The 23886-nt window shown below is 47.0% G+C and carries 21 protein-coding genes; 13 read left to right on the top strand and 8 right to left on the bottom strand.

All coding sequences use genetic code 11. The annotated features are described in order from the left end of the window. Positions 1-43: 43 nt before the first annotated feature. Positions 44-829 carry an ABC transporter permease gene (locus BM265_RS05610; RefSeq protein ID WP_074960586.1) on the bottom strand — a complete coding sequence of 262 codons (786 nt, stop codon included), beginning with the start codon at positions 827-829 and terminating at the stop codon, positions 44-46. A gap of 510 nt (positions 830-1339) precedes the next feature. Here BM265_RS05610 and BM265_RS05615 point away from each other — a divergent pair. The 5 genes from BM265_RS05615 (at position 1340) to nagA (ending at position 6847) form a co-directional block, all read left to right on the top strand. Next, positions 1340-2572 (top strand): RtcB family protein, encoded by a 1233-nt coding sequence (locus tag BM265_RS05615; RefSeq protein WP_074960587.1) that lies wholly within the window; start codon positions 1340-1342, stop codon positions 2570-2572. A gap of 9 nt (positions 2573-2581) precedes the next feature. Continuing rightward, positions 2582-2749 (top strand): hypothetical protein, encoded by a 168-nt coding sequence (locus BM265_RS19985; protein ID WP_170844314.1) that lies wholly within the window; start codon positions 2582-2584, stop codon positions 2747-2749. A 270-nt stretch (positions 2750-3019) separates the two neighbouring features. Then, on the top strand, positions 3020-4687 hold the full coding sequence (locus BM265_RS05620; protein WP_074960588.1) for a DUF7832 domain-containing protein: 1668 nt from the start codon (positions 3020-3022) through the stop codon (positions 4685-4687). Next, on the top strand, positions 4684-5700 hold the full coding sequence (locus BM265_RS05625; protein ID WP_074960589.1) for an ATP-grasp domain-containing protein: 1017 nt from the start codon (positions 4684-4686) through the stop codon (positions 5698-5700). The genes BM265_RS05620 and BM265_RS05625 overlap by 4 nt, the downstream gene beginning before the upstream one ends. 13 nt (positions 5701-5713) lie before the next feature. Next, positions 5714-6847 carry an N-acetylglucosamine-6-phosphate deacetylase gene (gene nagA, locus BM265_RS05630; RefSeq protein WP_074960590.1) on the top strand — a complete coding sequence of 378 codons (1134 nt, stop codon included), beginning with the start codon at positions 5714-5716 and terminating at the stop codon, positions 6845-6847. Between the two features lie 99 nt (positions 6848-6946). On the opposite strand, the gene BM265_RS05635 is transcribed toward nagA, so the two are convergent. Next, positions 6947-7192 (bottom strand): AbrB/MazE/SpoVT family DNA-binding domain-containing protein, encoded by a 246-nt coding sequence (locus tag BM265_RS05635; protein WP_024857349.1) that lies wholly within the window; start codon positions 7190-7192, stop codon positions 6947-6949. Positions 7193-7457: 265 nt separating this feature from the next. On the opposite strand from BM265_RS05635, the gene BM265_RS05640 reads away from it, so the two are divergent. Together BM265_RS05640 and BM265_RS05645 are read left to right on the top strand one after the other, a co-directional pair. After that, on the top strand, positions 7458-8054 hold the full coding sequence (locus BM265_RS05640) for a spore maturation protein A (RefSeq protein WP_207646955.1): 597 nt from the start codon (positions 7458-7460) through the stop codon (positions 8052-8054). Next, complete coding sequence (locus BM265_RS05645; RefSeq protein ID WP_074960592.1) at positions 8055-8573, top strand: nucleoside recognition domain-containing protein; 519 nt, start codon at positions 8055-8057, stop codon at positions 8571-8573. On the opposite strand, the gene BM265_RS05650 is transcribed toward BM265_RS05645, so the two are convergent. From BM265_RS05650 to BM265_RS05660, 3 genes are read right to left on the bottom strand one after another with little or no spacing between them, the layout of a single operon-like run. After that, entirely contained in the window at positions 8566-11340 is a 2775-nt protein-coding gene (locus BM265_RS05650) for an SbcC/MukB-like Walker B domain-containing protein (RefSeq protein ID WP_074960593.1), read from the bottom strand. The two genes, BM265_RS05645 and BM265_RS05650, sit on opposite strands and share 8 nt — an antisense overlap. Continuing rightward, the gene (locus BM265_RS05655) at positions 11337-12470 is read right to left on the bottom strand and encodes an exonuclease SbcCD subunit D (protein WP_074960594.1); all 1134 of its coding nucleotides are present in this window, start codon (positions 12468-12470) and stop codon (positions 11337-11339) included. The genes BM265_RS05650 and BM265_RS05655 overlap by 4 nt, the downstream gene beginning before the upstream one ends. 27 nt (positions 12471-12497) lie before the next feature. Continuing rightward, positions 12498-13043 (bottom strand): hypothetical protein, encoded by a 546-nt coding sequence (locus BM265_RS05660; RefSeq protein ID WP_074960595.1) that lies wholly within the window; start codon positions 13041-13043, stop codon positions 12498-12500. A 219-nt stretch (positions 13044-13262) separates the two neighbouring features. Here BM265_RS05660 and BM265_RS19990 point away from each other — a divergent pair, with 219 nt between their 5' ends. The 4 genes from BM265_RS19990 to ilvB all read left to right on the top strand — a co-directional run bounded on the left by BM265_RS19990 (position 13263) and on the right by ilvB (position 17932). Continuing rightward, positions 13263-13418 carry a hypothetical protein gene (locus BM265_RS19990; RefSeq protein WP_177219546.1) on the top strand — a complete coding sequence of 52 codons (156 nt, stop codon included), beginning with the start codon at positions 13263-13265 and terminating at the stop codon, positions 13416-13418. A gap of 80 nt (positions 13419-13498) precedes the next feature. After that, positions 13499-14239, top strand: a complete 741-nt coding sequence (gene ymfI / locus BM265_RS05665; protein ID WP_074960596.1) for an elongation factor P 5-aminopentanone reductase — start codon at positions 13499-13501, stop codon at positions 14237-14239. A gap of 267 nt (positions 14240-14506) precedes the next feature. Further along, positions 14507-16096 (top strand): LCP family protein, encoded by a 1590-nt coding sequence (locus tag BM265_RS05670; protein WP_074960597.1) that lies wholly within the window; start codon positions 14507-14509, stop codon positions 16094-16096. A gap of 138 nt (positions 16097-16234) precedes the next feature. Further along, the gene (gene ilvB / locus BM265_RS05675) at positions 16235-17932 is read left to right on the top strand and encodes a biosynthetic-type acetolactate synthase large subunit (RefSeq protein ID WP_074960598.1); all 1698 of its coding nucleotides are present in this window, start codon (positions 16235-16237) and stop codon (positions 17930-17932) included. A gap of 102 nt (positions 17933-18034) precedes the next feature. Here the strand turns inward: ilvB and BM265_RS05680 are convergent, their stop codons facing one another. From BM265_RS05680 to BM265_RS05690, 3 genes are all read right to left on the bottom strand, one after another. Beyond that, positions 18035-18679: a potassium channel family protein gene (locus BM265_RS05680; RefSeq protein WP_074960599.1), complete on the bottom strand. Its 645-nt coding sequence runs from the start codon at positions 18677-18679 to the stop codon at positions 18035-18037. Between the two features lie 74 nt (positions 18680-18753). Beyond that, a complete protein-coding gene (locus BM265_RS05685; RefSeq protein WP_074960600.1) occupies positions 18754-19542 on the bottom strand; it encodes a hypothetical protein in 789 nt (262 codons plus the stop codon). Positions 19543-19559: 17 nt separating this feature from the next. Next, positions 19560-20918, bottom strand: coding sequence for a TrkH family potassium uptake protein (locus BM265_RS05690; RefSeq protein WP_242940784.1), 1359 nt, complete (start codon positions 20916-20918; stop codon positions 19560-19562). Between the two features lie 358 nt (positions 20919-21276). Between BM265_RS05690 and BM265_RS05695 the strand changes: the two genes are divergently transcribed. Further along, positions 21277-22323, top strand: a complete 1047-nt coding sequence (locus BM265_RS05695; RefSeq protein WP_074960601.1) for an ABC transporter substrate-binding protein — start codon at positions 21277-21279, stop codon at positions 22321-22323. A gap of 1 nt (position 22324) precedes the next feature. After that, on the top strand, positions 22325-23833 hold the full coding sequence (locus BM265_RS05700; RefSeq protein WP_074960602.1) for a sensor domain-containing diguanylate cyclase: 1509 nt from the start codon (positions 22325-22327) through the stop codon (positions 23831-23833). The last annotated feature ends 53 nt before the right edge of the window (positions 23834-23886 follow it).

The raw sequence follows: 23886 nt of genomic DNA on the forward strand, positions 1-23886 counted from the left end.
TCATTATGCCCTCTATGCAATCATGCAAAGAGGGCAGCTGTTTTTATATATGAAGAATAAAATTATCCTGATGCTTTTTGAACATCAGCACGCCGACGATGACGGAAAGCAGGCTTACTGCCGCGGGCATTATCACCCAGGCGGGAGAAGCAAACATATTCTGTCCGTAGACCGCACAGCGGAAATCCTTGATTATAGCATACAGAGGATTGAACTTGAATATCCAGCCATGTCCTTTTTCTGCCACGGTCTCAACTTTATAGAATATTGCACAGGTGTACATAATGAGCATAAGTGCTACATCCCAGAGATACTCCAGGTCGCGGAAGAATACCGACATGGTTGAAAGTATCATGCCTGCACCGAGAGTCAGCAGGAAAAGCATCATCAGCGGTATTATCGCCGTGAACATCCACAGTGTCGGGTATACTCCGAAAACGAACATCGCACCGAAGAGCACTACCAGCGATATCGCAAAAATCACAAAGTTGAATAGTACGCTGGATAGCGGATAGATGTATTTCGGTACATACACCTTTTTTATCATGCCCGCGTGCTGCCGTATGGATTTCATTGCAGCCTTTGAACCCGCAGAGAAGAAGCTGTAAAGCAATCTCGCCGAGAGTACGTACACGGGGAAAGTTTTATCATCTTTGCCGAAGAACGAGCCGAATACCAATGTAAGCACACAGGTAGTCAGCAGCGGTTCGAGAAGCGTCCATAAAATACCGAGATATGAGCGGCGGTATTTGAGCTTTATGCCCTTTTTAACCAGTTCCCGCAGGAGAAATCGGTATCTTTTGAAAGTGTCGATCTGTTTATTTAACATAAAATACCTCACTTAAAGTCATGCCTGCGGCACAACATCTTTATATATATTACCATAACGGCATTTTATTGTCAACTATTTATTCTCACAAAAAAGCCGCGGCACTTCTGCGTTTTTTGTGGAAAAATAGGCGATTGTGACAGCTGTGCTGACATCATACGGAATAGATATTTCATACTTTTGCAGATCCGTCATGCAGTTCGCAGAAAAATTTATAGCGTATAGTATTGACAAATCGGACATCTTCGGTTATAATAAGCCATGTCAGCAGGACAAAGATAAAACTACGAAAGGACGGTGAGTCAGATGAAAAAGATATATCAGTTTAGTAAAGCAAACAACATAATAATTCAGGAGACTCGCCGGTGCAGTCAGCGTTAAGCTGGTAAAATTTAGCATACAGGGTGTGTTTCCGTATGGGAACACACCTTTTTTATTTATGCTAAACGACATATTGGATCGCACACGGCGTACAGAAAAAGTTGACAGACACAAAGGAGATAAATATATATGTTTGAACTTAACGGAAAGTACGGCACAGCAAAGGTCTTCACTGATATTTGCGATGAAACTGCCGTATCACAGATAATTGAACTTATGAACCAGCCCATGTCCGAGGGACAGAGGGTGCGCATAATGCCCGATGTTCATGCGGGTGCTGGCTGTACCGTCGGCACTACCATGACCATAACCGACAAGGCTGTACCTAACCTTGTGGGTGTGGATATCGGCTGCGGAATGGAAACAGTAAAGCTGAAAGAAAAGCACATCGAGGTACAGCAGCTGGATAAGCTGATATACCGTGAGATACCCTCGGGTTTTGATATAAGGAAGAAACCTCACCGCTTCAATAACAAGATAGACCTTACCGAGCTTTACTGCTTTGAGCACATCGACTATGGCAAGGCGATACACAGCCTTGGTTCACTGGGCGGCGGAAATCATTTCATCGAAGCTGACAAGGGCAGCGACGGTGCTGTTTACATCGTTATACACTCGGGGTCAAGGCATCTGGGTCTTGAAGTTGCGAAGTACTATCAGGAGGAAGCTTACAAGCGTCTCAATGGCTGTGCAAAGCCCGATATCGATGCGCTTGTAGCTCGGCTGAAGGAAGAGGGCAAGGAAAAGCAGATTCAGACCGAGATAACCAAGCTGAAAAACACTAAGCGCACTGATGTACCCAAGCAGCTTGCATATACCGAGGGTGAACTTTTTGAGCAGTATATACATGATATGAAGATAGTTCAGCAGTTCGCCATGCTGAACCGTCAGGCGATGATGGACGAGATAATCGACGGCATGAGCCTGCACGTAAGGGAACAGTTCACCACCATACACAACTATATCGACACGGATAATATGATACTTCGCAAGGGTGCGGTATCGGCACAGGCGGGGGAAGTTCTGCTTATACCCATAAATATGCGTGACGGCAGCCTTATCTGCAAGGGCAAGGGAAATCCCGACTGGAATTATTCCGCGCCCCACGGTGCAGGCAGGATACTGTCCCGCTCGGCGGCAAAGGCTCAGCTGACGCTGACGGAGTTCAAGCGTGAGATGAAGGGCATATACAGCACCTCGGTAAGCTCGGCTACCCTTGATGAGAGCCCCATGGCATACAAGAGCATTGATGATATCTTGGGAAATATAGGCGATACCTGTGAGATAGAGGATATCATCAAGCCCATATACAACTTCAAGGCAGGAGAAGCCGAAGATCACGGACGTTCACGGATGAGATAGGAGGAAATCATGGAAGAGAAATTCATACCCTATGAAAAGATGAGCGCCAAAGAGCGCAGGAAAATAGACAATATGAGCCGCAGAACATGGGGCGGGACAGTACCCGTAACAAAGAAAGTGCCCAGCGGGAAAATATACACAAGAAAGCAGAAACATAAAGCGGGCTATGAAATATAGCAGGCTGATAGTCAGTGAAGTTGCACGATGACCGAAAGCAATAGGAGTTATACGAACTATCTGCGAAAAAATGCGAGCGTATGCCACCGTATGCATACGCTCGTTTTGGTATGCGAAATAATGCGGTCGCATGAGATCGTACAGCGTGGTACAGCGATAGTCACAGGCTTTATACCCACAGTATTATCCGAAGAAAAAATATTTACTTTTCTTAAAATATATGCTATAATTTTTATGTTTGAAAAACGCCATTAATAGGAGGATAGGAGAATGGGAAGGAAAGGCAGCATCATCAGGAACGTGCTTTTTTGTGTACTCGGAGTTATAGAAGCGCTTATGTGTATCGCCATAACAGGTGCTACTATCGCGCCAGCTAAGGGCAGTGACCCTATTGAACCGATCTCTGCTGCCGTAGCTATGATAGTCACATTCGCTTTTCTATGTTTGATAAGCTTTGGCGGTCTGGTGAGAGAGGCGGCTTACAAAAGGCTGAATCTCACAAGCAATATGTTTATGCGGTTATTTACGTTGGGAACCGGTTTTACAGCGCTTTTTTGGTGCCTTGAAGATGATGTTCACCTTTATGAGGCGGTAGCGGGTATGCTTGTGCTGTGCATAATTCTTGGGATAGTGGCTATACTGGTTGGCAGAAAGGCTGACAGGATGTCACCTGATAACAGCAGTTCTTCCCGTGTACATATCGATAATTTTGAAAGTGATAAAGCTGAGTGGCACTGGGACGCTGCGGCTAAGGAGTATTACCGCGGCAGTGTTCCCGAAGATATGTCCGACAGCGACAATGACAGGATATACGAATATGCCGCGCTGCCTATGGCGTATTATCTGCTGTGGCTGCTTGACAAGGATATGGTCAGCAAGGAGTTTTACAGCCTTATCCCAGCGGACGTAGTTTCAGCGGTAAAAGATGGCAGAGAAAGCCCTGTTCAGCTGCTTATGTGTACCGACTACTGTTTTGGCAAGGACATGATAAGCGAGGAAGTATATAATTTTACCAACGTTTATTACTGGGGCTGTTTTCAAAAAAGCGGTCTTACCTTTGGCTATGATTCTCTGTATGAAAGCTATATGTTCGATTATTTCCATATTGTGGGTGAAGACCGCAATTACTATGTAAACTCCTATACCAATGATATACGTGAAAAGCTTGAGGAAGTGCTGGACAGGCGTTTCAGGGAGTACAGCGATGACATGGTCGATTCGGTAGAAAGACCGGGTTCTGAATTCTCTGAAAGATATGGCTGGGAGGTCTATATTTCCATGTGCAAAGGTGCGGACGATAATGACCTTGAGCGCTGTATTGCAGATTTCAAAGAGCCTTCTGATGATAAATTTGAGAAGATAAGGCAGAGTATTCTGAATCACGCTGTATATTGTTACGGTGAATCGGAAGAATATGATGAGGCGCTTTTCGAGCTATACAGCGTCTACAACATTACGGTCTACCACAGTGAAAAGGGTGAGCCTGCCTACACTTTGAGCGGAAGCTGTGATTATGACGGTGATGAAATGTTTAATATTACGGTGCGCGGTGATATCGTATATTTGCCGCTGCTGGAAGATGAGGAGATACCGCCGTATTCGGAAAAGATGGAAAGAGTTCTGGCGCTTAGAGATGCAGATGTTTCAGCGGGCAGGAGCGTTGCGCTGATACCATTTATTTTCGGCGGGACACAGGGGGCTGAAAACACTGTATATATGCCCGAGGTATGTGCGGATATAAAGGAAGAATGTGACAGCAGGATAATCTGTCTGGTCAAGCAAGGTATGGAACTTGACTATAAATGCGAGCCGAAATACAAGGATAGCAGGGCAGTGGGATTTACTGTTACAGCAAAAGACAGTTCGGGCAGAACGGTATTTTATGAAAAAATAGATATTGAAGAAACAGCAAATTATCATCAAGGAGATATGGCATGAAAAACTGCAAAAGAGTAATATGGTTCAATCACTGGTTCAGCCAGGCTTATAATTTTATTGAACTTCTGAGACGGGATGAGCGAAACTATATAATCGCAACGGCTAAAAAGCCCGATTTTGTTTTCGGCGCGGCGGCAGATGAAAGGTACATCGAGCCTAACGGCGTAAACGGTGAACAGTATGCCGAATGGGCGCTGGGGTTCTGCAAGGAACATTCGGTGGATGTATTTTTCCCGAAACGCTGGAGGGCGGCGGTGATAAGCCATATGGATGAATTCGCGGCGATAGGCACTCGTGTTACTGCTGACGGCAACACCGAACAGAACGATATGCTTGACAGCAAGATGAAATCCTGCACATTTATGCGGGAGAATGATCTTTGTGCTACGCCCTACATGGAGCGCATAACCACTATGGAAGGTTTTGAGCGGGCGTATGCGGCGGTAAAGGAGAAGTACGGCAGGGAACATAAAGTCTGCGTAAAGGCTGACCGCGATGAGGGTGGTATAACTTACAGGCGGCTTTTTGATGATGATGCGCCGAAGTCCATGCCTGAGGATATAAGCTATCAGTCATACCTATCCGATCTTAAAAACCGAAGCAGGATATATCCCACGGTGGTAATGCCATATCTCAGCGAACCTGAGATAAGCATTGACTGTATGAGGACGGAGAGCGGGCTTATCGCTGTGCCACGCTGCAAGATCGACAGCCATATCACCGCTCTGCGCTTTGACAGGGAGTTCATCGACACTGCAAAGCGGATCTCGGAAAAGGTCATCATCGATTATCCATACAATATACAGCTTCGTCCCCTGAACGGCGAACACGTATTCATGGAGATAAACACCCGAATGGCGGGGGGCTGTTACAAGGCTGACGCTGTGGGCGTGAATTTCCCTCAGCTGTCGGTAAGCCATGCTTTCGGGGATAAGATAGACACCGAAGCCATCCTCAGCGGTCTGCACGATGTGCGTGTGGGCGAAGTAGCGGGCTTCATAGTTATGCCTTAGGCGGTGGCTGAAAATGCTGATAAAGAACGGTATTGTATTTACTGAAAAATGCGAGTTTGAACCCCTTTCCGTGCTCACGGACAGAGGGGTCATCATGGGGATACTTCCCGCTGATGCGATGATAAAGTACGGCGGTGAGGTGGTGGATGCTTCGGGCTGTTATGTTGTTCCGGGACTGACGGATATACATTTTCACGGCTGTGCGGGGCATGATTTTTGTGAAGCCACGGCGGAAGCCATCAGACAAATAGCTGAGTTTGAATACTCACAGGGCGTGACAACGATCTGTCCCGCAACTATGACTTTGCCCGATGAAGATATCGAGGATATACTCCGTGCGGCAGGGGAGTATGCGAAAGATCCTGCCGATTATGGCAGGGCAAAGCTGATAGGCGTTCATCTGGAGGGACCTTTCATCTCTCCTGAAAAATGCGGCGCTCAGAAAAAAGAGCTGATACAGCCGCCATCAGCGGAAAAACTGCGTGCGTGGCAGTCGGCGGCGGGGGGCCTGATAAAGCTTGTGACCATTGCACCGGAGGTCGATGGCGCGATGGAATGTATACGTCAGCTTTCGGGAAGCATAAGATTCTCACTGGGGCACACCGCCTGCGGCTATGATGCGGCAGTTGAAGCCTTTAGGGCTGGGGCAGATCACATCACACATCTGTACAACGCCATGCCGCCATTTACTCACCGCGCACCCTCGCTGATAGGTGCGGGATTTGACACTAAGGGAGTATTCGTTGAAATAATATGTGACGGTGTTCACGTTTCAGAAACAGCGGTAAGAGCGGCTTTTGCGCTGTTCGGTGATGATCGCATGATACTCATAAGCGACAGCATGGAAGCGGCGGGTATGCCCGACGGAGAATATCAGCTGGGCGGACAGGGGGTATCCGTGAAAGGAAACCGCGCTGTGCTTTCGGACGGAACGCTGGCAGGAAGTGTGACACCACTTGTGGATTGTCTGCGGACAGCGGTAAAAATGGGGATACCTCTTGAAAGTGCCATTAAAGCCGCGACTATCAACCCATGCCGTTCCATAGGCGAGGACAAAAACTATGGCAGCATATCCGTCGGCAAGGCGGCGCATATCCTTCTGCTTGACAGGGAAGATCTGTCCCTGAAAGCCGTATATACCCGATAAAAAAGACCCATCGGCAACAAACCGATGGGTCTTGACTTTTTATGCTAGTTCTTATGTTGGATCCGATTGCATAGTATTAAGCAGCGGGTGTTCCTGATATTACTTAGCGCCTTTGATCTCAGAAATGCAGTTTGTGCATATGGACTTGTCCTTGTAGTCAACAAGGTTCTCAGTAGCTCCGCAGAAAATGCATTTTCTCTGATACTTTTTGAGAATGATCTTATCATCCTCGGTATAGATCTCGATAGAATCCTTAACAGCGAGGTCAAAAGTTCTTCTGAGTTCGATGGGAAGAACGATCCTTCCCAGGTCATCGACCTTTCTTACGATTCCTATGGATTTCATTTTTCTCAATTCCTTTCTCCGATAGATTTTTCAGCTGTAGTAGACTGACTGATATGATATATACATTATAGCAATTTGAACAGAGTTTGTCAAGTAAATTTGAACGGTATGTCAATTGCTAGTCACGCGAAAATCGTTTTCAGCATTATGCACATCAAAATATTACTAAATGGAATATTTGCAGCGTGAAAAGGTATATTTTTACTTGTAATATTTGTAAATTTTCCCGAATCGGGAAAAGTAAATAATTAATGAATGAATTTAAATGATTAAATTAAAAATCATGAAAAGGGGTGGTGAAATGCTGGCGTTTGTAGTGGCGATAATGCTTGTATTATCCGCAGTTATGGGCTTTTTTGAGGGTGGTTGGGCAGAGATCTCCGATGCGGCGCTGGGGCAGTGCGTGAAAGCAGTGGAGCTTGGGATATATCTTGCAGGCTCTATGGCGCTGTGGTGCGGATTAATGCATGTTGCTGAAAAATCGGGTATGACACGAATTATCGCGCGGCTGCTTTCTACTCTGATAAGACTTATCTTCGGCAGGCTGGATACAGATTCAAAAGAAGCCGTGAGCATTAATCTTACCGCGAATCTGCTGGGGCTGGGAAATGCCGCAACGCCAACAGGCATAGAAGCTGTCCGACGGCTTGAAAAAAGCTCACGCCCCAAACGGAATACCGCCCTGATAACAGTTATCAACACCGCTTCGATACAGCTTATCCCAGTCACGGCAGCCGCACTGCGTTCCGCACACGGATCATCTGCACCTATGGAGATACTTCCCGCCGTGCTCGCGACCTCGGTCTGCTCGGCGGCGGTGGGGATAATAACCGCATCTATACTGTTTTCGGAGGATAAATAAATGACCGTTACGAACATGACTGTTCCGCTTATCATCACGTTCATAATGTTATTCGGATTATTTAAGCAAACCGATGTGACAGGAGATTTTACCGCAGGGGCATCCGATGGCTTGAAGACCGCTGCGGAGCTGATACCGATACTGGTGCTGCTTATGACTGCCGTGGGAATGTTCGGCGCATCGGGGGCTTCGGCACATCTGGCGGGGCTGATATCACCTTTGGCAGAAAAACTGGGATTTCCCACTGAGTGTATCGAACTGGCGCTGTTACGTCCAGTTTCGGGGAGCGGAGCTATCGCCTCACTTGATGAACTGTACACCCGAATCTCTCCCGACAGCTTTGCTGGCAGGACGGCGGCGGTGTTGATGTCTTCCACCGAGACAACATTTTATACTATTGCGGTATACTCTGCCGCTATGAGAAAAAAGCCGGGCAGCCGCGTGTTTATCGCAGCTGCCGCAGCAGATATCACAGGGTTCATATTGTCGCCTTTGATGGTCAGGCTGTTGGTCAGGTGATGATCTTCACGGAACTGCCCAGGGATTTGTCCTTGGTGACCACTATCTGCCTGTCGATCTTCTCTTTGAGTTCAGGCACATGGGAGATTATGCCCACAAGCCTTGAATTTTCAGCCAGACCGTTAAGCGCTTTTATCGCCTGATCAAGGGTCTCGTCGTCCAGTGTGCCGAAGCCCTCATCGACGAACATGGAATCTATCCTTACGCCGCCCGAGGACTGCTGTATCTCATCGGAAAAGCCCAGTGCCAGCGCAAGCGAAGCCATAAAGCTCTCTCCGCCCGAAAGGGAGCGTATGCTTCGGATACTGCCCGTAAAATGGTCGTTTACGTCAATGTCCAGACCTATCTTCGTGTTGCCGCGGCTGGCACCGCTTCGGATAAGCTCGTACTGTCCGTTGGTCATCTGTAAAAGTCTGACATTTGCGTGAGCGAGTATCCTGTCAAAATATTCCATCTGTGCGAAAACTTCGAGAGTAACACGCTGTTTGCCTGCAAGAGTGCCGTTAACGGTGCTGTTGATGGCATTTTTTATGCTGTACTCTCTGTTGAGTGCGCGGTTGTTGGCAAGCTCCGAGCGTATCTTTTTGAGGGTGTCCTCGGCGGAAGACAGGCATTTTACAGTCTCGTCACGCTTATCAAGCGCTGACTTGGTGCGCTTTGCACACTCTTTCATATCACGGTCAAGAGCTTCGCAGTCGGGGCGCTTTTTGCGCTTTGTCTGCTCTTTGAGTTCGCTCAGGTGTCCCGAAAGTTCTGTGCGCTTCTTTTCAAGCTGTGCCAGTTTGTTATCAGCATTGGATATCGCCTTTTCGAGGGCTGACTGCTGATTTTTCAGCGCTGAGATATGCTTCATCGCTTCGGCTTTGTTGGTGCATGGCAGAGCATCAAGCTGTTTTTTCGCAGTAAGCTTTTTTTCCTCTGTCTTGGCGGTGAGCTCTCTCAGGCTGCCCTGCAATGCCGAAATATTTTGGCTGTTCTCAGCGATGCGCTTTTCGAGTTCTGCGGATCCCTGCTCGGCGGCTGTTTTCTCCTTTGCCTGTTTTTCCAGATCTTTCTGGGTCGCGGTCAGCTTTTTCAGAGTATCATTTATCTTCTTGTAGTCTGTACGCGCGTTTTCAAGGGCTTTTTCGGGTGTACAGCCCTCAGCGTATTTTCCTGCGTGAGCCATAGCGGATTCCACGGCTTTTTCGTGCGCCGACTTTGCCGCCGCATGATCCGATGCCGCTTTCAGGGCTGTATTACGTGCTTTGTCAAGCTCTGCAGATGCCTTGTCAACGGTCTGTTTGTCGGGGGCTTTATCGGATATCTCAGCCTTTTTCGGGTGATGCACCGAGCCACAAACAGGGCAGGGCTTGCCCTCTTCAAGCTCTTTCGCCAGCAGACCTGCCTGCTCTGCCAGATAAAGACTGAAAAGCTGAGAATAGTTCTTTTCAAGGCGCTCCATTTCCTGCTGTGCAGATTCGTAGGCTTTAAGGGCTGATTTCTCTTTCTCATTTAGCTTGTCAGCTTCGGAAAATTCGATGCCTATGTTTTTTATATGTTCCAGCTCGCCGCTGAGTTTCTCGGTTTTTCCCGAAGTTTCAGCCAGTTTTGCGCCGATATCTCCAAGGTCGGTTATGAGCTTTTTCAGTTCCTCACGTTTTTTAGTGTCTGCCGAAAGCTGTTTGTTGAGAGCTTCAAGCTTTTTGCTCTCTGAATCAGCCGCTTTGCTGAGTTTTTCGGCTTCTTTCAGGACAGCTTCCGCGTCATCGTAAAGCTGAAGCTGTTTTTCTTCCGCAGCAATCTGACCTATCAGCGCCTTGTGCTCGGGGAGTTTTTCGTGCATGGCTTTCGCATCTTTTTCTGCTTTTTCCAGTTCGGGCAGAAGATCCTGCATATCCTTTTCGGACTGCTCAAGCTTGTCGAAAAGTTCCGTCAGCTTTTTGCCGTTTTCAAGGGTGAGGGCGGCTGTCTTGTGCTGTTTGTCAGCCTCTTTGTACTCATCAGCCGCTTTTTTAGCCTCGGCTTTTTCATATTCCAGGGCTTTTTGGCAAACTTCTTCGATATCCGTATCGGCGGCAGATTCGGGATTCTGCGCTGCGGAACTTATCTCTTCACGGTAGGGGTCTTCCGCACCGAGCCTTATATTTCCCAGCAGAGAGCCTATTTTCAGCTCCGAGTCTTTGTAACTGCGGTACACGGCGTTGGTTTCTTCTTTCAGTCTTTCCTGAAGCACCCTGTATTTTCCTGTGGAAAAAATAGCGCTGAGTATTTTGGTGCGGCTTTCAGTCTTGGTGTTGAGAAGTTCGGCAAAACTGCCCTGAGCTATCATCGCTACATTTCGGTACTGTCCGTGGTCAAGCCCGAGGATAGCTTTTATCCTGTCATTGACCTCGCTTTCGCCTGAGGCTATTGGCTTTTCCTGGCCGTATACATATATCTCGTTGGTGGTGTTGAGGTCGGTCTCGCCTTCACCACGCTTTTTCGGTATCTTCTGGCGCGGTTCTCGGTGGACGATATATTTCGTTCCTCCGTAATCGAAAAGCAGTTCGGCGTAGGTGATGACACCTGCTTCGGCGTACTCGCTTCTGAACATATTTACAGTTCTGCTGTCGCCGCTGGCTTTGCCGAAGAGGGCATAGCATACTCCATCGAATATGGTGGTCTTGCCTGCGCCTGTATCTCCCGTTATGAGGTAAAGCCCCTGTCCGCCCAGCTGTTCCATATCTATCTCGGTCTTTTCGGCATAGGGACCGAAAGCCTGCATTGTAAGTTTCAGCGGTCTCATAAGCTGCCTCCCCATATCTTGTCTATCATGTCCCTGATGTATGCCGACTGTTCCTCAGTCATCTCGGCGCCGTTCTGCTCTTTGAAAAGCTCGGCTACTAGCTCAAAGGGAGTTTTGCTGTTGGTATGCACAGCGGCAGTTACCTCGGAGATCGTCTGGGTGCGTCTGTTGTCAAAACTCAGCTGAACGATATTGTGGTAGACCGTTCTCAGCTTCTGCATTACGTTTGGTATGTCGGTATCGTCTGTCAGGGTGATGTAGTAAAATCCCTCGGTGTCAAGCTTTTCGTAGAAACTGCGATCCATCAGTTCGTTATATTCTCCTTTCAGCTCAATGACATCGCGCATGGGCGCAAGGGGGACGGTGGTTATCACGGTATCGCCCTTTTCTCGGATATCGGCTATCGTTACCGATTTTTTATGGCTTATCTCAGAAGCGGAATATTTCAGCGGGGTGCCGCAGTAGCGTATATTTTTGCCGATATTCTGGGGACCGTGGATATGTCCCAGTGCCACGTAGTCAAAGCCCTCAAAGACCTCAGAACCGATATTATCCAGGGTACCTACCGAGATATACTCAGAATCGCAGGTAATTGCACCTGTGATGAACTGATGGCACATCATTATGCACCGCCTGTTTCTGTCGATGCCGCTTTGCTCGATGACAGCATTCATCATGTCGGTGTAGGTCTTTATCTCCTTATCGGGACAATAGCCGCGCACAAAGGAAGGTTTGATGAATGGAACGGAGCAAATGTCCAATTCTCCGTACTCATCCGAAACTGTCAGCACGCCGGGATTTCCCTCGTAGCAGGCACATATGTGTATATCGGCATCAGCCATTATCTCACGTCCGTAATCTATTCTTTCGGGGCTGTCATGATTTCCGCTGATGATGTAGACAGACAGCTTGTTCCTGCGGAGTTTGGTTAGAAACTCGCCGAACAGCCTGACAGCTTCCGCCGAGGGTGCGCTTTTATCGTAAATATCTCCCGCGATGAGTATGCCGTCACATTTTTCAGCCGAAGCGATATCAGCTATCTGTGAAAGTATGTAGCGCTGATCTTCAATGAGGGTGTAGCTTCCCAGCCTTTTGCCCAGATGAAGATCGGAAACGTGTGCGAATCTCATTGATATCCTCCTTTGCTGAAAATCTGATCACTTGTTTTTGTATACTATCTTGTCCTTGAGGTCGACCTTATCGTAGCCCCATTTGAAACCGATATATGTCGAGAGTGGGAAAAGCCCCAGATAGGGGAGTATCAGCAGGAAAACTGCGGGGCTCATATCCTTAATGTAAGCAGAGTGTGCAAAAATATCAATTATGGGGAAAAGGCAGGCATTTGCTATCTTGAATGCGGCAAGAAAATCGAATGCACCGCTGAATTTAGATACCGCAAGTATCACCGCAGTCAGCGCAAAGGGAATCATAGCGATAAGTCCTGTTATAGTCCCGAAATTTCTGCCGACATTATCGCCGTGGAGAGTATCTGCATTGGCGGCTTTTGAACCCTCTTTCAGCCCAAAGTCCGCAAGTATGCAGACTACGCACATTATACCCATGAATCCGAACATAAGGTTCGCGAAGAGGCCCATAGCCTTAGCTACCGCCCAGAAAAAAAGCATTACGAATATCCCGAAAAATTCGGTTTGAAGCCCTTTCAGCAGACCGTATAAAAGGGCAGATCTTCTGTTATATTTCATTTGATTCACTCCTTGAAAGATGTGGCACCGAAAGCTTATGCCGCGTGTGACATTTGGTTTCGGCGCTTAATAAGTGTATTATATCATAAAACGAAATTCAATACAAGGGCTTTTTTGAAAGCTTTTAATTAAAGTACAAAAAAGTGTACAAAATAAACTTCGCGAATATTATCGTATCATCGGTACATACTATTATTAAAAAGGAAAGGAGCGATTTTGATGAACGATAAGGAAAGACGACCTCTGCCTGTTGACCCTGTGGACGGCACACGCGTTTATATGCCCCTTGGCAAGCGGTTTTCGGTGGGTGAGGAACTTGGCGAGGTAAGCTTTGAAAATCAAAGCGATGATATCAGCGGAGAAATCGGTGAATAGATTCGGGGTTGCATAAAACGGATATCCGTGGTATAATACAATAGACTTGAGACACCATTATACCGAAAGGACAGGATATCATGGGCAGGATAAAAAAAGCCGCCATAGTAACAGGCGGTTCAGGTGGGATAGGCGGCGCTATAAGCAGAAAGCTGGCGCAGGCGGGCTATCTCACGGCGATAGGCTATAATAAAGGTAAGGAAGAGGCTGAGGTGTTGGCGGCTGAACTTAGGGAGTCGGGGTTTACGGCTGAGGCTTTTCGGTGCGATATCGCTGACCCTGTAAGTTGGGCAGAATTTCTCACTGAAGTCGAAAAAAGCTTCGGTGAGTGCGAATTGCTCGTAAATAACGCGGGCATAGCGGATATCGGGCTGTTCACCGACCTCACAGATGAACGGCTTTACGAGATAATGAATACCGATCTCTTGGGGCATATGCGGCTGACAAAAGCTGTTCTGCCCCAGATGATACGCAGACATTCGGGCAGTGTGATAAACATATCCTCGGTGTGGGGGGAAAGCGGTGCTTCCTGCGAGGTTGCTTATTCGGCGGCCAAGGCGGGACTGATAGGCTTCACAAAGGCGCTGGCCAGGGAGTGTGCCCCTAGCGGAGTGCGCGTGAACTGCGTAAGCTGCGGTCTTATCGATACAAAGATGAACAGCACTCTCTCCGCTGAAGATCTTAACGCTGTCACCGATGAGATACCCATGGGGCGAATGGGCACCCCCGATGATATCGCGAATGCTGTTATGTTTCTGGCAGAGGAGTCTTCCGCCTACATAACGGGTCAGGTACTGCGTGTTGACGGCGGCTGGCTGTAAAGTATCATACAAGTACACCATGCGCTGTTCTGCTGTAAAAAGCAGGGCGGCGCTGTTTTTATGCCCTTTTGTGAGAAAGAAAAGTAAAAATTCGGTGAAATAGTAATGAAAAAAGCCCGGGGCGGTTTGACAAATGCAGGGTTATACTATATAATAGTGATATTCGTGAAAATAGTTATATAAAGCGGAATATGTTCGGGTATTCCCATATTTTTCGGGAAAAGCAGGACATATCTCGTTTAGGTGTAAAAATGTAGGAGAGCGATTATGGATAGAGATGAAAAGTTCCGTCGCCCCGCAGACCCCTATGAGGAAGAGTATCAGCGACAGCTGGAAGAGATATCACGGATCGCAGGGGATACGGGTGGCGAAGTAGACCTCAGCATGGGCAGTGCTGATGATGTTTTCGCCTCGGAATATCAGAGGTACGGCACACCTCCGCAGATGGAAGGTCAGCCTTACAGTGAAGAATACATGGACAGGCAGTATGCGCAGGCGCGTACTGGAAATGGAAACAGACAGCCATCGCGGTCGGGTGCACCACGTACTCGCAGAGAGGATAACGGCGGCGTACAGTATTCCCGTCCGCAGACAAAGCCACAGTACGGCGCTGAAAGCCCGCGGCAGAATTATCCCGAAGATGATATGAGGGGTAGAAATACGGCTCGCGGCGGAAATGATGGTCAGCGGAGAAGACCGACCCGCGGCGCAGATGGCGAAAGAACAGGCGCTAACAGGTCGAGGGAAAGAAGAGAAGAACGTCCCGCACAGCGCAGGGACAGGAACAGCGGTCAGCCTGCTAAGAGAAAGGCAGAGCGCCGCGAAAAGCCTCGTGCTTCCGAAGAACTTCGTTTCGGTACGCGCAACGGCGGAAAAGTTTCTGTACACAAGACAAGGCATCCTGTACGCAGTTTTTTCAGGACACTGATAACACTGCTTCTTGTTTTGTTCATCGGATTGAACGCACTGCTTTATTACTACATCACCCTTGTAAACCGCAGGGGACGCGGAGAACGTTCATTCACAAGCGGTTCAATGGACAGTAAGAGCGTTACGAATATCCTGCTGATAGGTTCGGATACCCGAAGTGAAAAGGAAAACGGCAGAACGGACAGCATGATACTTATGTCGGTGAACAAGGATAAAAAGACCATCACCATGACATCATTCATGCGCGATATGTATGTCGAGATAAAGGGCAGGAGAACAGGCGGCGAAGATATCGACGTGTGGGACAAGCTGAATTCAGCTTATGTTTACGGCGGTGCTGAACTGCTTATGGATACAATCGAGTACAATTTCGATATATCGGTGGACGACTATGTTTATGTGGATTTCTTTGCATTTATCGACATAGTTGACTCCATTGGCGGACTTGAGATCGATATAACCGATGAGGAAGCCGCAGGCTTGGAAGACCCTCTGGGTGAACAGAACAAATATCTTAAACAGCCCGAGGATACCGATTGCCTTGACCACGGCGGAAAACTTCTGCTGAACGGCAACCAGACCCTTGCCTATGCAAGACTGAGATACGTGGGCAATGCTGATTTCCAGCGTACCGAAAGACAGCGCGAGGTCATAAGCAAAATAATCGCTAAGGTGAAATCTTCCGACCCACTGACGATAAACCGCTTTGCGAAGTCGGTATGCTCCAATCTTTCAACGAATATGAGCCGCGCCGAGATGATGCTTTCGGCATATAAGGCGATATTCTCGGTGAATTACCAGATGAAGACCCTGCGTATCCCTGCCGAAGGAAATTACAGCTTCGGTATGCACGGCGACCAGTCAACACTTGATATTGATATCGAAGCCTGCCGTGAACTCCTCAGAAGCGAGATATACGGCGGATAATAACCAATAAGCACTTCTGCTTTGATACGGCGGAAGTGCTTTTTTGTGCCTTTGTCACCCCTTGACAATCAGGTATAAATATAGTATAATAAATAATTAGTTACAGAATTTTTTCGATATCAAAAGGAGAGATCGATCATGCAGCTTAACGGTTCAGACGTTATCATAGAATGTCTTGTTGAACAGGGTGTTGACACTATTTTTGGTTATCCGGGCGGTGCAGTGCTGAATATCTACGACGCACTCTATAAGAATTCCGACAGGATAAGACACGTTATCACAGCCCACGAACAGGCAGCCTGCCATGCAGCTGACGGCTATTCCCGTACCACAGGCAAAACAGGCGTTGTTCTGGCAACTTCGGGTCCCGGTGCGACCAACCTTGTTACAGGTATCGCTACTGCTTATATGGATTCAGTTCCTATGGTAGCCATCACAGGTAATGTGACCAGAAATCTGCTGGGTCTTGACTCTTTCCAGGAAGTGGATATCTGCGGTATCACTATGCCAGTTACAAAGCACAACTATATCGTAAAGGATCCCGAGAAGCTTCCAGATATAATCAGAGAGGCTTTCCGCATAGCCAACGAGGGCAGAAAAGGTCCCGTGCTGATAGATATCCCAAAGGATATTACTGCGGCTATGATAGAGTATGAGAAGAAAGAACCTCTGAAGTCCGAATACAAGGATCCTGATACTTTCGAGGCTGAGATAGCAGAGGCTGCCGAACTCATCAAGAAGTGCGAAAGACCTTTCATCTACGCAGGCGGCGGTGTTGTATCCGCTGATGCAGTTGATGAGATGAAGGAGTTCGTAAGAAAGTGCAACGCACCTGTTGCCCTGTCGCTGATGGGTCAGTGCGCATATGATAATACTTCCGAGAATTACATAGGTATGCTGGGTATGCACGGAACAAAGGCTGCTGCCAAGGCAGTCAGCGGCTGCGACCTCATGATAGTTCTGGGCTCGCGTTTTTCTGACAGAGTTCTCTGCAACCCCAATACTTTCGCTAAAAATGCTCATATAATCCACCTTGAGATAGATCCTGCCGAGATAGGCAAGAACATCGAGGTATATCACCACGTTACAGGCGATGTCAAGAAGGCTATCGCAAGGCTGAACGAACTTCTGCCCGATATGTCTCACCCCGAGTGGTTCAATGAAGTTATGGGCTGGAAGAAGAAGTATGCTCTGCGTATGGTACCTATCGAGAGCGAGGACGAAGTTCTCCCCGATCAGGTCATTTCAGCGCTGGACGACCTTACCGATGGCAAGGCTATAATCTCCACCGAAGTTGGTCAGCACCAGATGTGGGCTGCGCAGTATTACGATTTCAAGTGCGCAAGAAGCTTTGCATCCAGCGGCGGACTTGGTACTATGGGCTACGGTCTCGGCGCAGCTATCGGCTGCAAGGTCGGCAATCCCGACAGAACAGTTGTAAATATCGCAGGCGACGGCAGCTTCTTCATGAACTGCAACGAACTTTCCAGCTTGGCTAAGCACAAGATACCTCTGATAGAATTGGTATTCGAGAACGACGTTCTGGGTATGGTTCGCCAGTGGCAGAGACTGTTCTACGGCAAGCGTTTCAGCCAGACAAATATCGAGCGTGGAACTGATTTCATGAAGCTTGCAGATGCTTTCGGCATCGAAGGCGTTCGCATAACCAAGAAGGATGAGATAGTTCCTCAGCTGAAAAAAGCTCTTGAATACGCAGCAGCAGGCAGACCTGTTCTCGTAGATGTAGTTATCAACAAGGACGTTAACGTTCTCCCCATGGTACCCGCAGGCGCAGATGTAAGCCAGCCTATCATGGAGATAGATCTTGAAAGCTAAATAAAAGATCTTAGCCCGTGAGCCAAAAGCTCACGGGCTTTTTGTGTACAAAAAAACGGGACGAAAGTACAACGTACTCTCGTCCCTGTCAATAATTATGAATTACTTACGCATTTTGCGTATATTCTCCATCGTGCCCATTACAAGGAGTCTTTCGTCCTCGGTGAAGCGGTGGTCGATGGTCGCCATCTTGAAATCGTTGTCCTGCTTTACCGCAAGCACGTTGATGTGGTATTTCTGGCGGACGTTGCTTTCAAGCAGATTTTTGCCTATCCAACTGTCGGGAACGCTTATCTCGTAGATAGCGTACTTGTCGTTGAGGTTAAAGTAATCGAAAACGCCCTCAGAACCGAAACGAACTGCAAATCTCTCGGCGGTCTCTTTTTCGGCATAGATGACTTCGTCAGCACCATTGCGCAGCAGGAATTTCTTGTGGATATCGCGGTTTGCTCTGGCGAAAACATAGTTTGCACCAAGCTCGTGCATAAGGCAGGTAGTTTCAAGGGAAGCCTGGAAATTATCGCCTATGGCACATATACACACATCAAAATTGTTTACACCCAGTTCTTTAAGGAACTGAGCGTCGGTAGCATCGCCTATGCGGGCATCGGTAACGTATTTGAGGGCGGAATTTACCCTGTCTTCATTGATATCTATCGCCAGTACCTCGTTATCCATAGCTGTCAGCGATTTTGCCATGTGCTTTCCGAAACGTCCCATACCTACTATAAGAAACGATCTTGCCATACTTATTCTCCTCTTGATTATACTTTTCCTTACTTCGTTGTTTTAAATTGCCTGAAAACCTTGACGCTGTCAGCTTACTCCTGCGTTTCAGTGCTGGCTTCAAAGGTGTAATCTGTTATGATGTGGGAATTATTCAGGTATTCTGCCCTGAATCCCTTTTCTGAATGATCGCATTTTTCATTGAAAAGCTTTCCCCAATCCTGTTTGCTGATTGGAAAGCGGTATTCGTTCCCGCTTTCATCGGTGCAGATCATATAATTTATATAGCCTTTAGTGTCATTATAAAAGCTGATCTTCTCGATGTTTGAAACCGTAAGAGTCTCATTTTCGGACATATCGCGGTATATCTCCGCAAGCTTGCCTGCTTCGGGGAAATAAACGTCCTTTTTTGAAAAACTGTATGCAAGGATGCCGATGACAAGTGCGGTTATCAGTATGAAAGGAATGATCAGCAGCCAAAATTTCTTATTAGCTTTTCTTTCGTTCTGACATTTCAGCTCTGCAACTTGCTTTGCCCAGCTGTCTTCCATTTCAGCGATACGCTTATCTTCTTCGTCAAGGGAAGCCAAATACGCTTTGTTGTTTCTGTATGATGACAGAAAATGAACTGCTAAAAGTTCAAGTGTCACGATGACTGCGATGTATCTCAGCAGTTTGCTTATTGTTATGATCAGCAGATAATTCGCTGTGCTTTCTGCCGCACCTATAAAACTAACAGACTTCATGTTCGCCCAGAAATCCGGAGCGTAACCGACGGCATAGCAGATCGCAAATAAAAATAACAGACGTTCCGTCTTGGATTTTTTTTCTTTGCCGCTATCTTTTTCAGATGAGATCATATCATTCTGTTCAATTGTTTTCATATCGTTTTCCTATTTTATCAAAGCATTATCTTCTCCTCGGGCAGCTGACTCTTGTTGGAGGCATAGTTGTTATGCAGGGATACTATAAAGGTTATGCCTCCTACACGTCCGAAGAACATTATCATTATTACTATGAAAATGCTCAAGTCGGAGAGGGAAGTGGTTATGCCCATTGAAAGCCCTGTGGAGCTTATGGCACTTACAAGTTCAAATACGACGGGTGTTAGTTCAAGTCCGTCCACGCCTGTTATTATCATGGCTGAAACTGCTACCAGCACCAAATAAAGTGTGGTGATGCAGCTTGCGTTTCGTACAGTTGTGTCATCAACGCGCCTGCCGAAGAACTCAACACTCTTTTTCTTTCTGAATACGGTGGAAATCGTCATCATCATTACCGCAAAGGTAGTTACCTTGATACCGCAGGCGGTAGATCCGGGAGAGCCGCCGACGAACATGAAGCATATCAGAAGCATGATGGAAGTCTGTCTGAGATTTGCAACGGTCACCGAAGCAAATCCTGCGTCACGGCCTGAAGTAACCAGCATAGATGAAGCGATGATCTTTCCGCCGTAACCGAGATCGCCCATAGTAGCGTCGTTGTGCCATTCCAGCAGAGCCATATCAAGCATACCGAAGAAATAGAACAGCACCGTGACAACAAGTATTATCTTGGTTTGTGCTGAGTATTTCTTGATATGGTGCTTGTGTGTGACGATATCCGACCAGGTAAAAAAGCCGATACCGCCGACAACCAGCAGTATGATTATGGGGATATTAAGGATAACGCTGTCATTGGCCGTTATCAGCGAACTGCCCGGCTCAAAGTAACCCATAAGGTCTAGACCTGCCGTGCAGAATGCGGATATGGAGTGGAAAAGGGAGAAATATATACCCTTTGCCCAGCCCAGACGCGGCACGAACCAGAAGCACAGCGCAGCCGTTCCAAGAGATTCAAACAGAGCAGTACCTTTGAGTATAAAGCGGGTCATCTTGACAACACCGCCAGAAGATACGCTGCCTATGGATTCTCTCATAGTGGCACGCTGTTTCAGACCGATCTTCTTGCCCATGAAGCTCAGGGCGAAAAGCCCGATGCTCATGAAGCCGATACCGCCGATCTGTATGATTATAAGTATGACTATCTGACCAAAAAGCGACCAGTAGGAATAGGTATCGTGAAGTGTCAGACCTGTTCCGCTCAGTGCAGAGGTCGTTGTGAATACGCAGTGATTCAGAGGTGTACGCACTCTCTCCGTTGTACTTATCGGCAGACAAAGGAGCAGTGCACCTACCATTATAACTATAGAATAGCCGAACATCAGCGACTGTGTGAATGACATTCTGCGCAGGATACCATGTTCAAATATATGGGGCAAATGAAAGTGTTCCCGTTCATTCAGTTTTAATTTCATCATTTGATCTATCCCTTGTTAAAACCAGATAAGTAGTTTGTTTGATAAAACAGTGTCTACATAGCTAATATAGTCTATCATATTTTTGTTGATAAAATATTACATATGATGAATATTTTGTTAACAATACAACGTTTGCTCACTGAGAAGACCTGTTCATACGAGCGGCGAAAACGATTTTTATTGAATTTTTTTTACTTGCAGAAGAAAATTTATTAATTTGGTTGAAAAAACTATTGTATATCGTGGAAAAGTATGATATAATGTTAATTAGTAACGATTGTTATTAAAAGACCATAGTATCGGCGGGAGGTGACAGGCTTTGAAAAAGTTCATATCTGCAGCGATATGTACGGTGATGCTGTTTTGCATGGCGGGCTGTGAACAGAAAAAGTCTGAAACTGTTCCCGAGTTCGAGCCTGCACCTGAATTTTCTCCCCTGACCGAGATAAAAGAGGGCAGAAAAAATATATACCTTATCATAAAGAACCTGAACAGTGATTATTGGGATGTGGTAGTCGATGGAGCTAAAGCGGGCGGTGAGGATTTCGACTGCAATGTGTATTACAGCGGCTGCAATCTCGAAAGCGACTGGGAATCGCAGAGCAGACTTATGGATGAGGCTATCGCCGCAGGTGCGGATGCTGTACTGCTGGCACCCAATGATTCTGTCAAGCTTTCCGCTGAGATAGAAAAAGTCTATTCAAAGGGCATAAAGATGGTGCTTGTAGATACCATCGCGATAACCGACAGCTACGATGTATGTTTTATGACAGATAACCTGATGGCAGGGCAGCTGGCTTCTGCAGAGATGCTGGCACAGCTCCATGAAAAGGGTTACAGTGAGGATGAAACGGTTCAGGTAGGCGTTCAGGTGTGTGCAACTGCTACACAGACGATAAATGAACGTCTTGCAGGATTTTTGCAGTTCTGGTCAAACTACGCCCCCGATAACTGGACGGTCATATCCGATATAAAATTCAACGAGGGCGATATCGACAGGGGCTGTCAGTGTACAAAAGATCTGCTGAACAATTATCCGGATATCAAAGGTGTGTTCGGCAGTGATAACGTTTCTACCACTGCTCTTGCGGCTACCATCAAGGAGAAGGAGAGGTCGGATATAGTTGTTGTGGGTTTTGATCATTCACCCGAGATATCTGAGCTTATAAATTCGGAAGAGTATACTGCTTCATCAGTACTCCAGAAGCAGTACAATATGTCTTATGACGGAGTAAAAACGGCTCTTGATCTGATAGACGGCAAACAAATGGAGCAGAAATTCGTAGATACGGGAATAACAGTTGTCAATTCCAATAATCTAAACGATCCCGAGGTTCGGAAAACGCTGGATCATAACAGAGGATAATATGAACAAAACGATCACCGAGACAGGTGAGCTTAATCGAAGCGGTTCGTTTATCAAGATGATGATCGTGTATTTTGTTGTCTGCCTTATAGGTATGGCGGTGATGATAATTTCGATCAATTCGCTGATGAAGGAGCATGATAAAAAGCTCACGGGTCAGATCTGCGATCTTGTCGCAGAAAAGATGAACAATTCAATTAAATATATGACGACCTCCGCTCAGAATATGTCTGCTATGCTCACCGCACAGCAGCACCGCGATCTTCAGGCGCTTTATGATGAGTTTGCTGATCTTGAGGGCGACGGTTATGTAAGTATGGGACTTATCGATGACAGCGGTAAGGTTTACGCTTCGGAGCAGCAGCTTGCTGAGTTTGAGAAGTGGCACCTTATTGAGACTGCACAGCAGGCTGACCCTGTTTCGATATCTACACCTTATCGTTCGGGACTTACAGGAGAGCCTGTTATCACTCTTTTTGCAGATATGAAATACGGCTCAGGCAAAAAAGGCTGGCTGTTTCTGACGTATCCGCTGAAGGAGATACAGAATATGGCATCTACCGAGACCCTTGCGGACGAAACAGAGATATGGCTCATGGATACCGAATCGAACAATGTCATACAGTGTTCGGGCGGAGATGAGCATGGCAGCGGAAGCTGGGCAAACGCTATGCTGATATTCGAGCGGAATATCGACAAGAGAGATGTTGGCAAATACAACGAGTGGATACAGTCTATGTACGACGGCAAGCAATCGGCTGGCGTGGTATACAGGATAGGCAGTGTCAGATATTCTCAGGTATATGCAAATATCAATTTCATGCACGGCTGGAATGTGGTTGTAAGGATACCCAGCAGTGCCATGTCTTCAACTATGGAGAAATTCAGAGGTGTAGTTATACTTTATATAGTTACCCTGCTGATTGCAACGGCTGGAGTATTCGTACTGACTCACAGACGTGATGTTGCCGACAGGGAGATACTCAAAAATCTTTCGATTCACGACCCGCTTACTGACGTTATGAACAGAAGAGCACTTGACGTTGCGGCGCATAATTATTTCCAGAATGCACTGAAGCCCGAATGTGCTGTGCTGTTCATAGATGTGGATTATTTCAAGCAGGTAAATGACCGCTACGGGCACGATGCAGGTGACAAGGTGCTTGTGGAATTCGCCGCACTGCTCAAAGAGCTTTTCGGAGATATGGGTCTTATCTCACGTTACGGCGGTGACGAATTCCTTATATTTATCAAAAATGCTGACAAGCTTAAGATAGAATCAAAGGTCAGCGACCTGAAGCGCAGAGTGCATGACATCAAGCCCATTACCATCAAAGAAGGCGATGATTTCAGCGTAAGCTGCAGCTGCGGCGGCGCGCTGTGTCCACGAGATGCAAGGGACTTTATGAAGCTAAAAGCCTGTGCTGACCGTGCTCTTTACAGGGTAAAGAACCAGGGCAGAGATGATTATGGCTGGTATGATGGTAAGAAAAGCTCCCGAGAAAAGTAAATATTTACAGGCACTTTTGTCGTAAAACGGCAGAAGTGTCTTTTTTGACAATA

The organism is Hominimerdicola alba (assembly GCF_900112155.1).
GTDB classification, from domain to species: Bacteria; Bacillota; Clostridia; order Oscillospirales; family Ruminococcaceae; genus Hominimerdicola; species Hominimerdicola alba_D.

Coding starts and splice junctions, on each gene's coding strand:
- BM265_RS05610 (WP_074960586.1), bottom strand. CDS start 829: ATGTTAAATAAACAGATCGACACTTTCAAAAGATACCGATTTCTCCTG.
- BM265_RS19990 (WP_177219546.1), top strand. CDS start 13,263: ATGAACGATAAGGAAAGACGACCTCTGCCTGTTGACCCTGTGGACGGC.
- BM265_RS05625 (WP_074960589.1), top strand. CDS start 4,684: ATGAAAAACTGCAAAAGAGTAATATGGTTCAATCACTGGTTCAGCCAG.
- BM265_RS05685 (WP_074960600.1), bottom strand. CDS start 19,542: ATGAAAACAATTGAACAGAATGATATGATCTCATCTGAAAAAGATAGC.
- nagA (WP_074960590.1), top strand. CDS start 5,714: ATGCTGATAAAGAACGGTATTGTATTTACTGAAAAATGCGAGTTTGAA.
- BM265_RS05640 (WP_207646955.1), top strand. CDS start 7,458: ATGATTAAATTAAAAATCATGAAAAGGGGTGGTGAAATGCTGGCGTTT.
- ilvB (WP_074960598.1), top strand. CDS start 16,235: ATGCAGCTTAACGGTTCAGACGTTATCATAGAATGTCTTGTTGAACAG.
- BM265_RS05635 (WP_024857349.1), bottom strand. CDS start 7,192: ATGAAATCCATAGGAATCGTAAGAAAGGTCGATGACCTGGGAAGGATC.
- BM265_RS19985 (WP_170844314.1), top strand. CDS start 2,582: ATGGAAGAGAAATTCATACCCTATGAAAAGATGAGCGCCAAAGAGCGC.
- BM265_RS05615 (WP_074960587.1), top strand. CDS start 1,340: ATGTTTGAACTTAACGGAAAGTACGGCACAGCAAAGGTCTTCACTGAT.
- BM265_RS05670 (WP_074960597.1), top strand. CDS start 14,507: ATGGATAGAGATGAAAAGTTCCGTCGCCCCGCAGACCCCTATGAGGAA.
- BM265_RS05680 (WP_074960599.1), bottom strand. CDS start 18,679: ATGGCAAGATCGTTTCTTATAGTAGGTATGGGACGTTTCGGAAAGCAC.
- BM265_RS05645 (WP_074960592.1), top strand. CDS start 8,055: ATGACCGTTACGAACATGACTGTTCCGCTTATCATCACGTTCATAATG.
- BM265_RS05660 (WP_074960595.1), bottom strand. CDS start 13,043: ATGAAATATAACAGAAGATCTGCCCTTTTATACGGTCTGCTGAAAGGG.
- BM265_RS05650 (WP_074960593.1), bottom strand. CDS start 11,340: ATGAGACCGCTGAAACTTACAATGCAGGCTTTCGGTCCCTATGCCGAA.
- ymfI (WP_074960596.1), top strand. CDS start 13,499: ATGGGCAGGATAAAAAAAGCCGCCATAGTAACAGGCGGTTCAGGTGGG.
- BM265_RS05620 (WP_074960588.1), top strand. CDS start 3,020: ATGGGAAGGAAAGGCAGCATCATCAGGAACGTGCTTTTTTGTGTACTC.
- BM265_RS05700 (WP_074960602.1), top strand. CDS start 22,325: ATGAACAAAACGATCACCGAGACAGGTGAGCTTAATCGAAGCGGTTCG.
- BM265_RS05655 (WP_074960594.1), bottom strand. CDS start 12,470: ATGAGATTCGCACACGTTTCCGATCTTCATCTGGGCAAAAGGCTGGGA.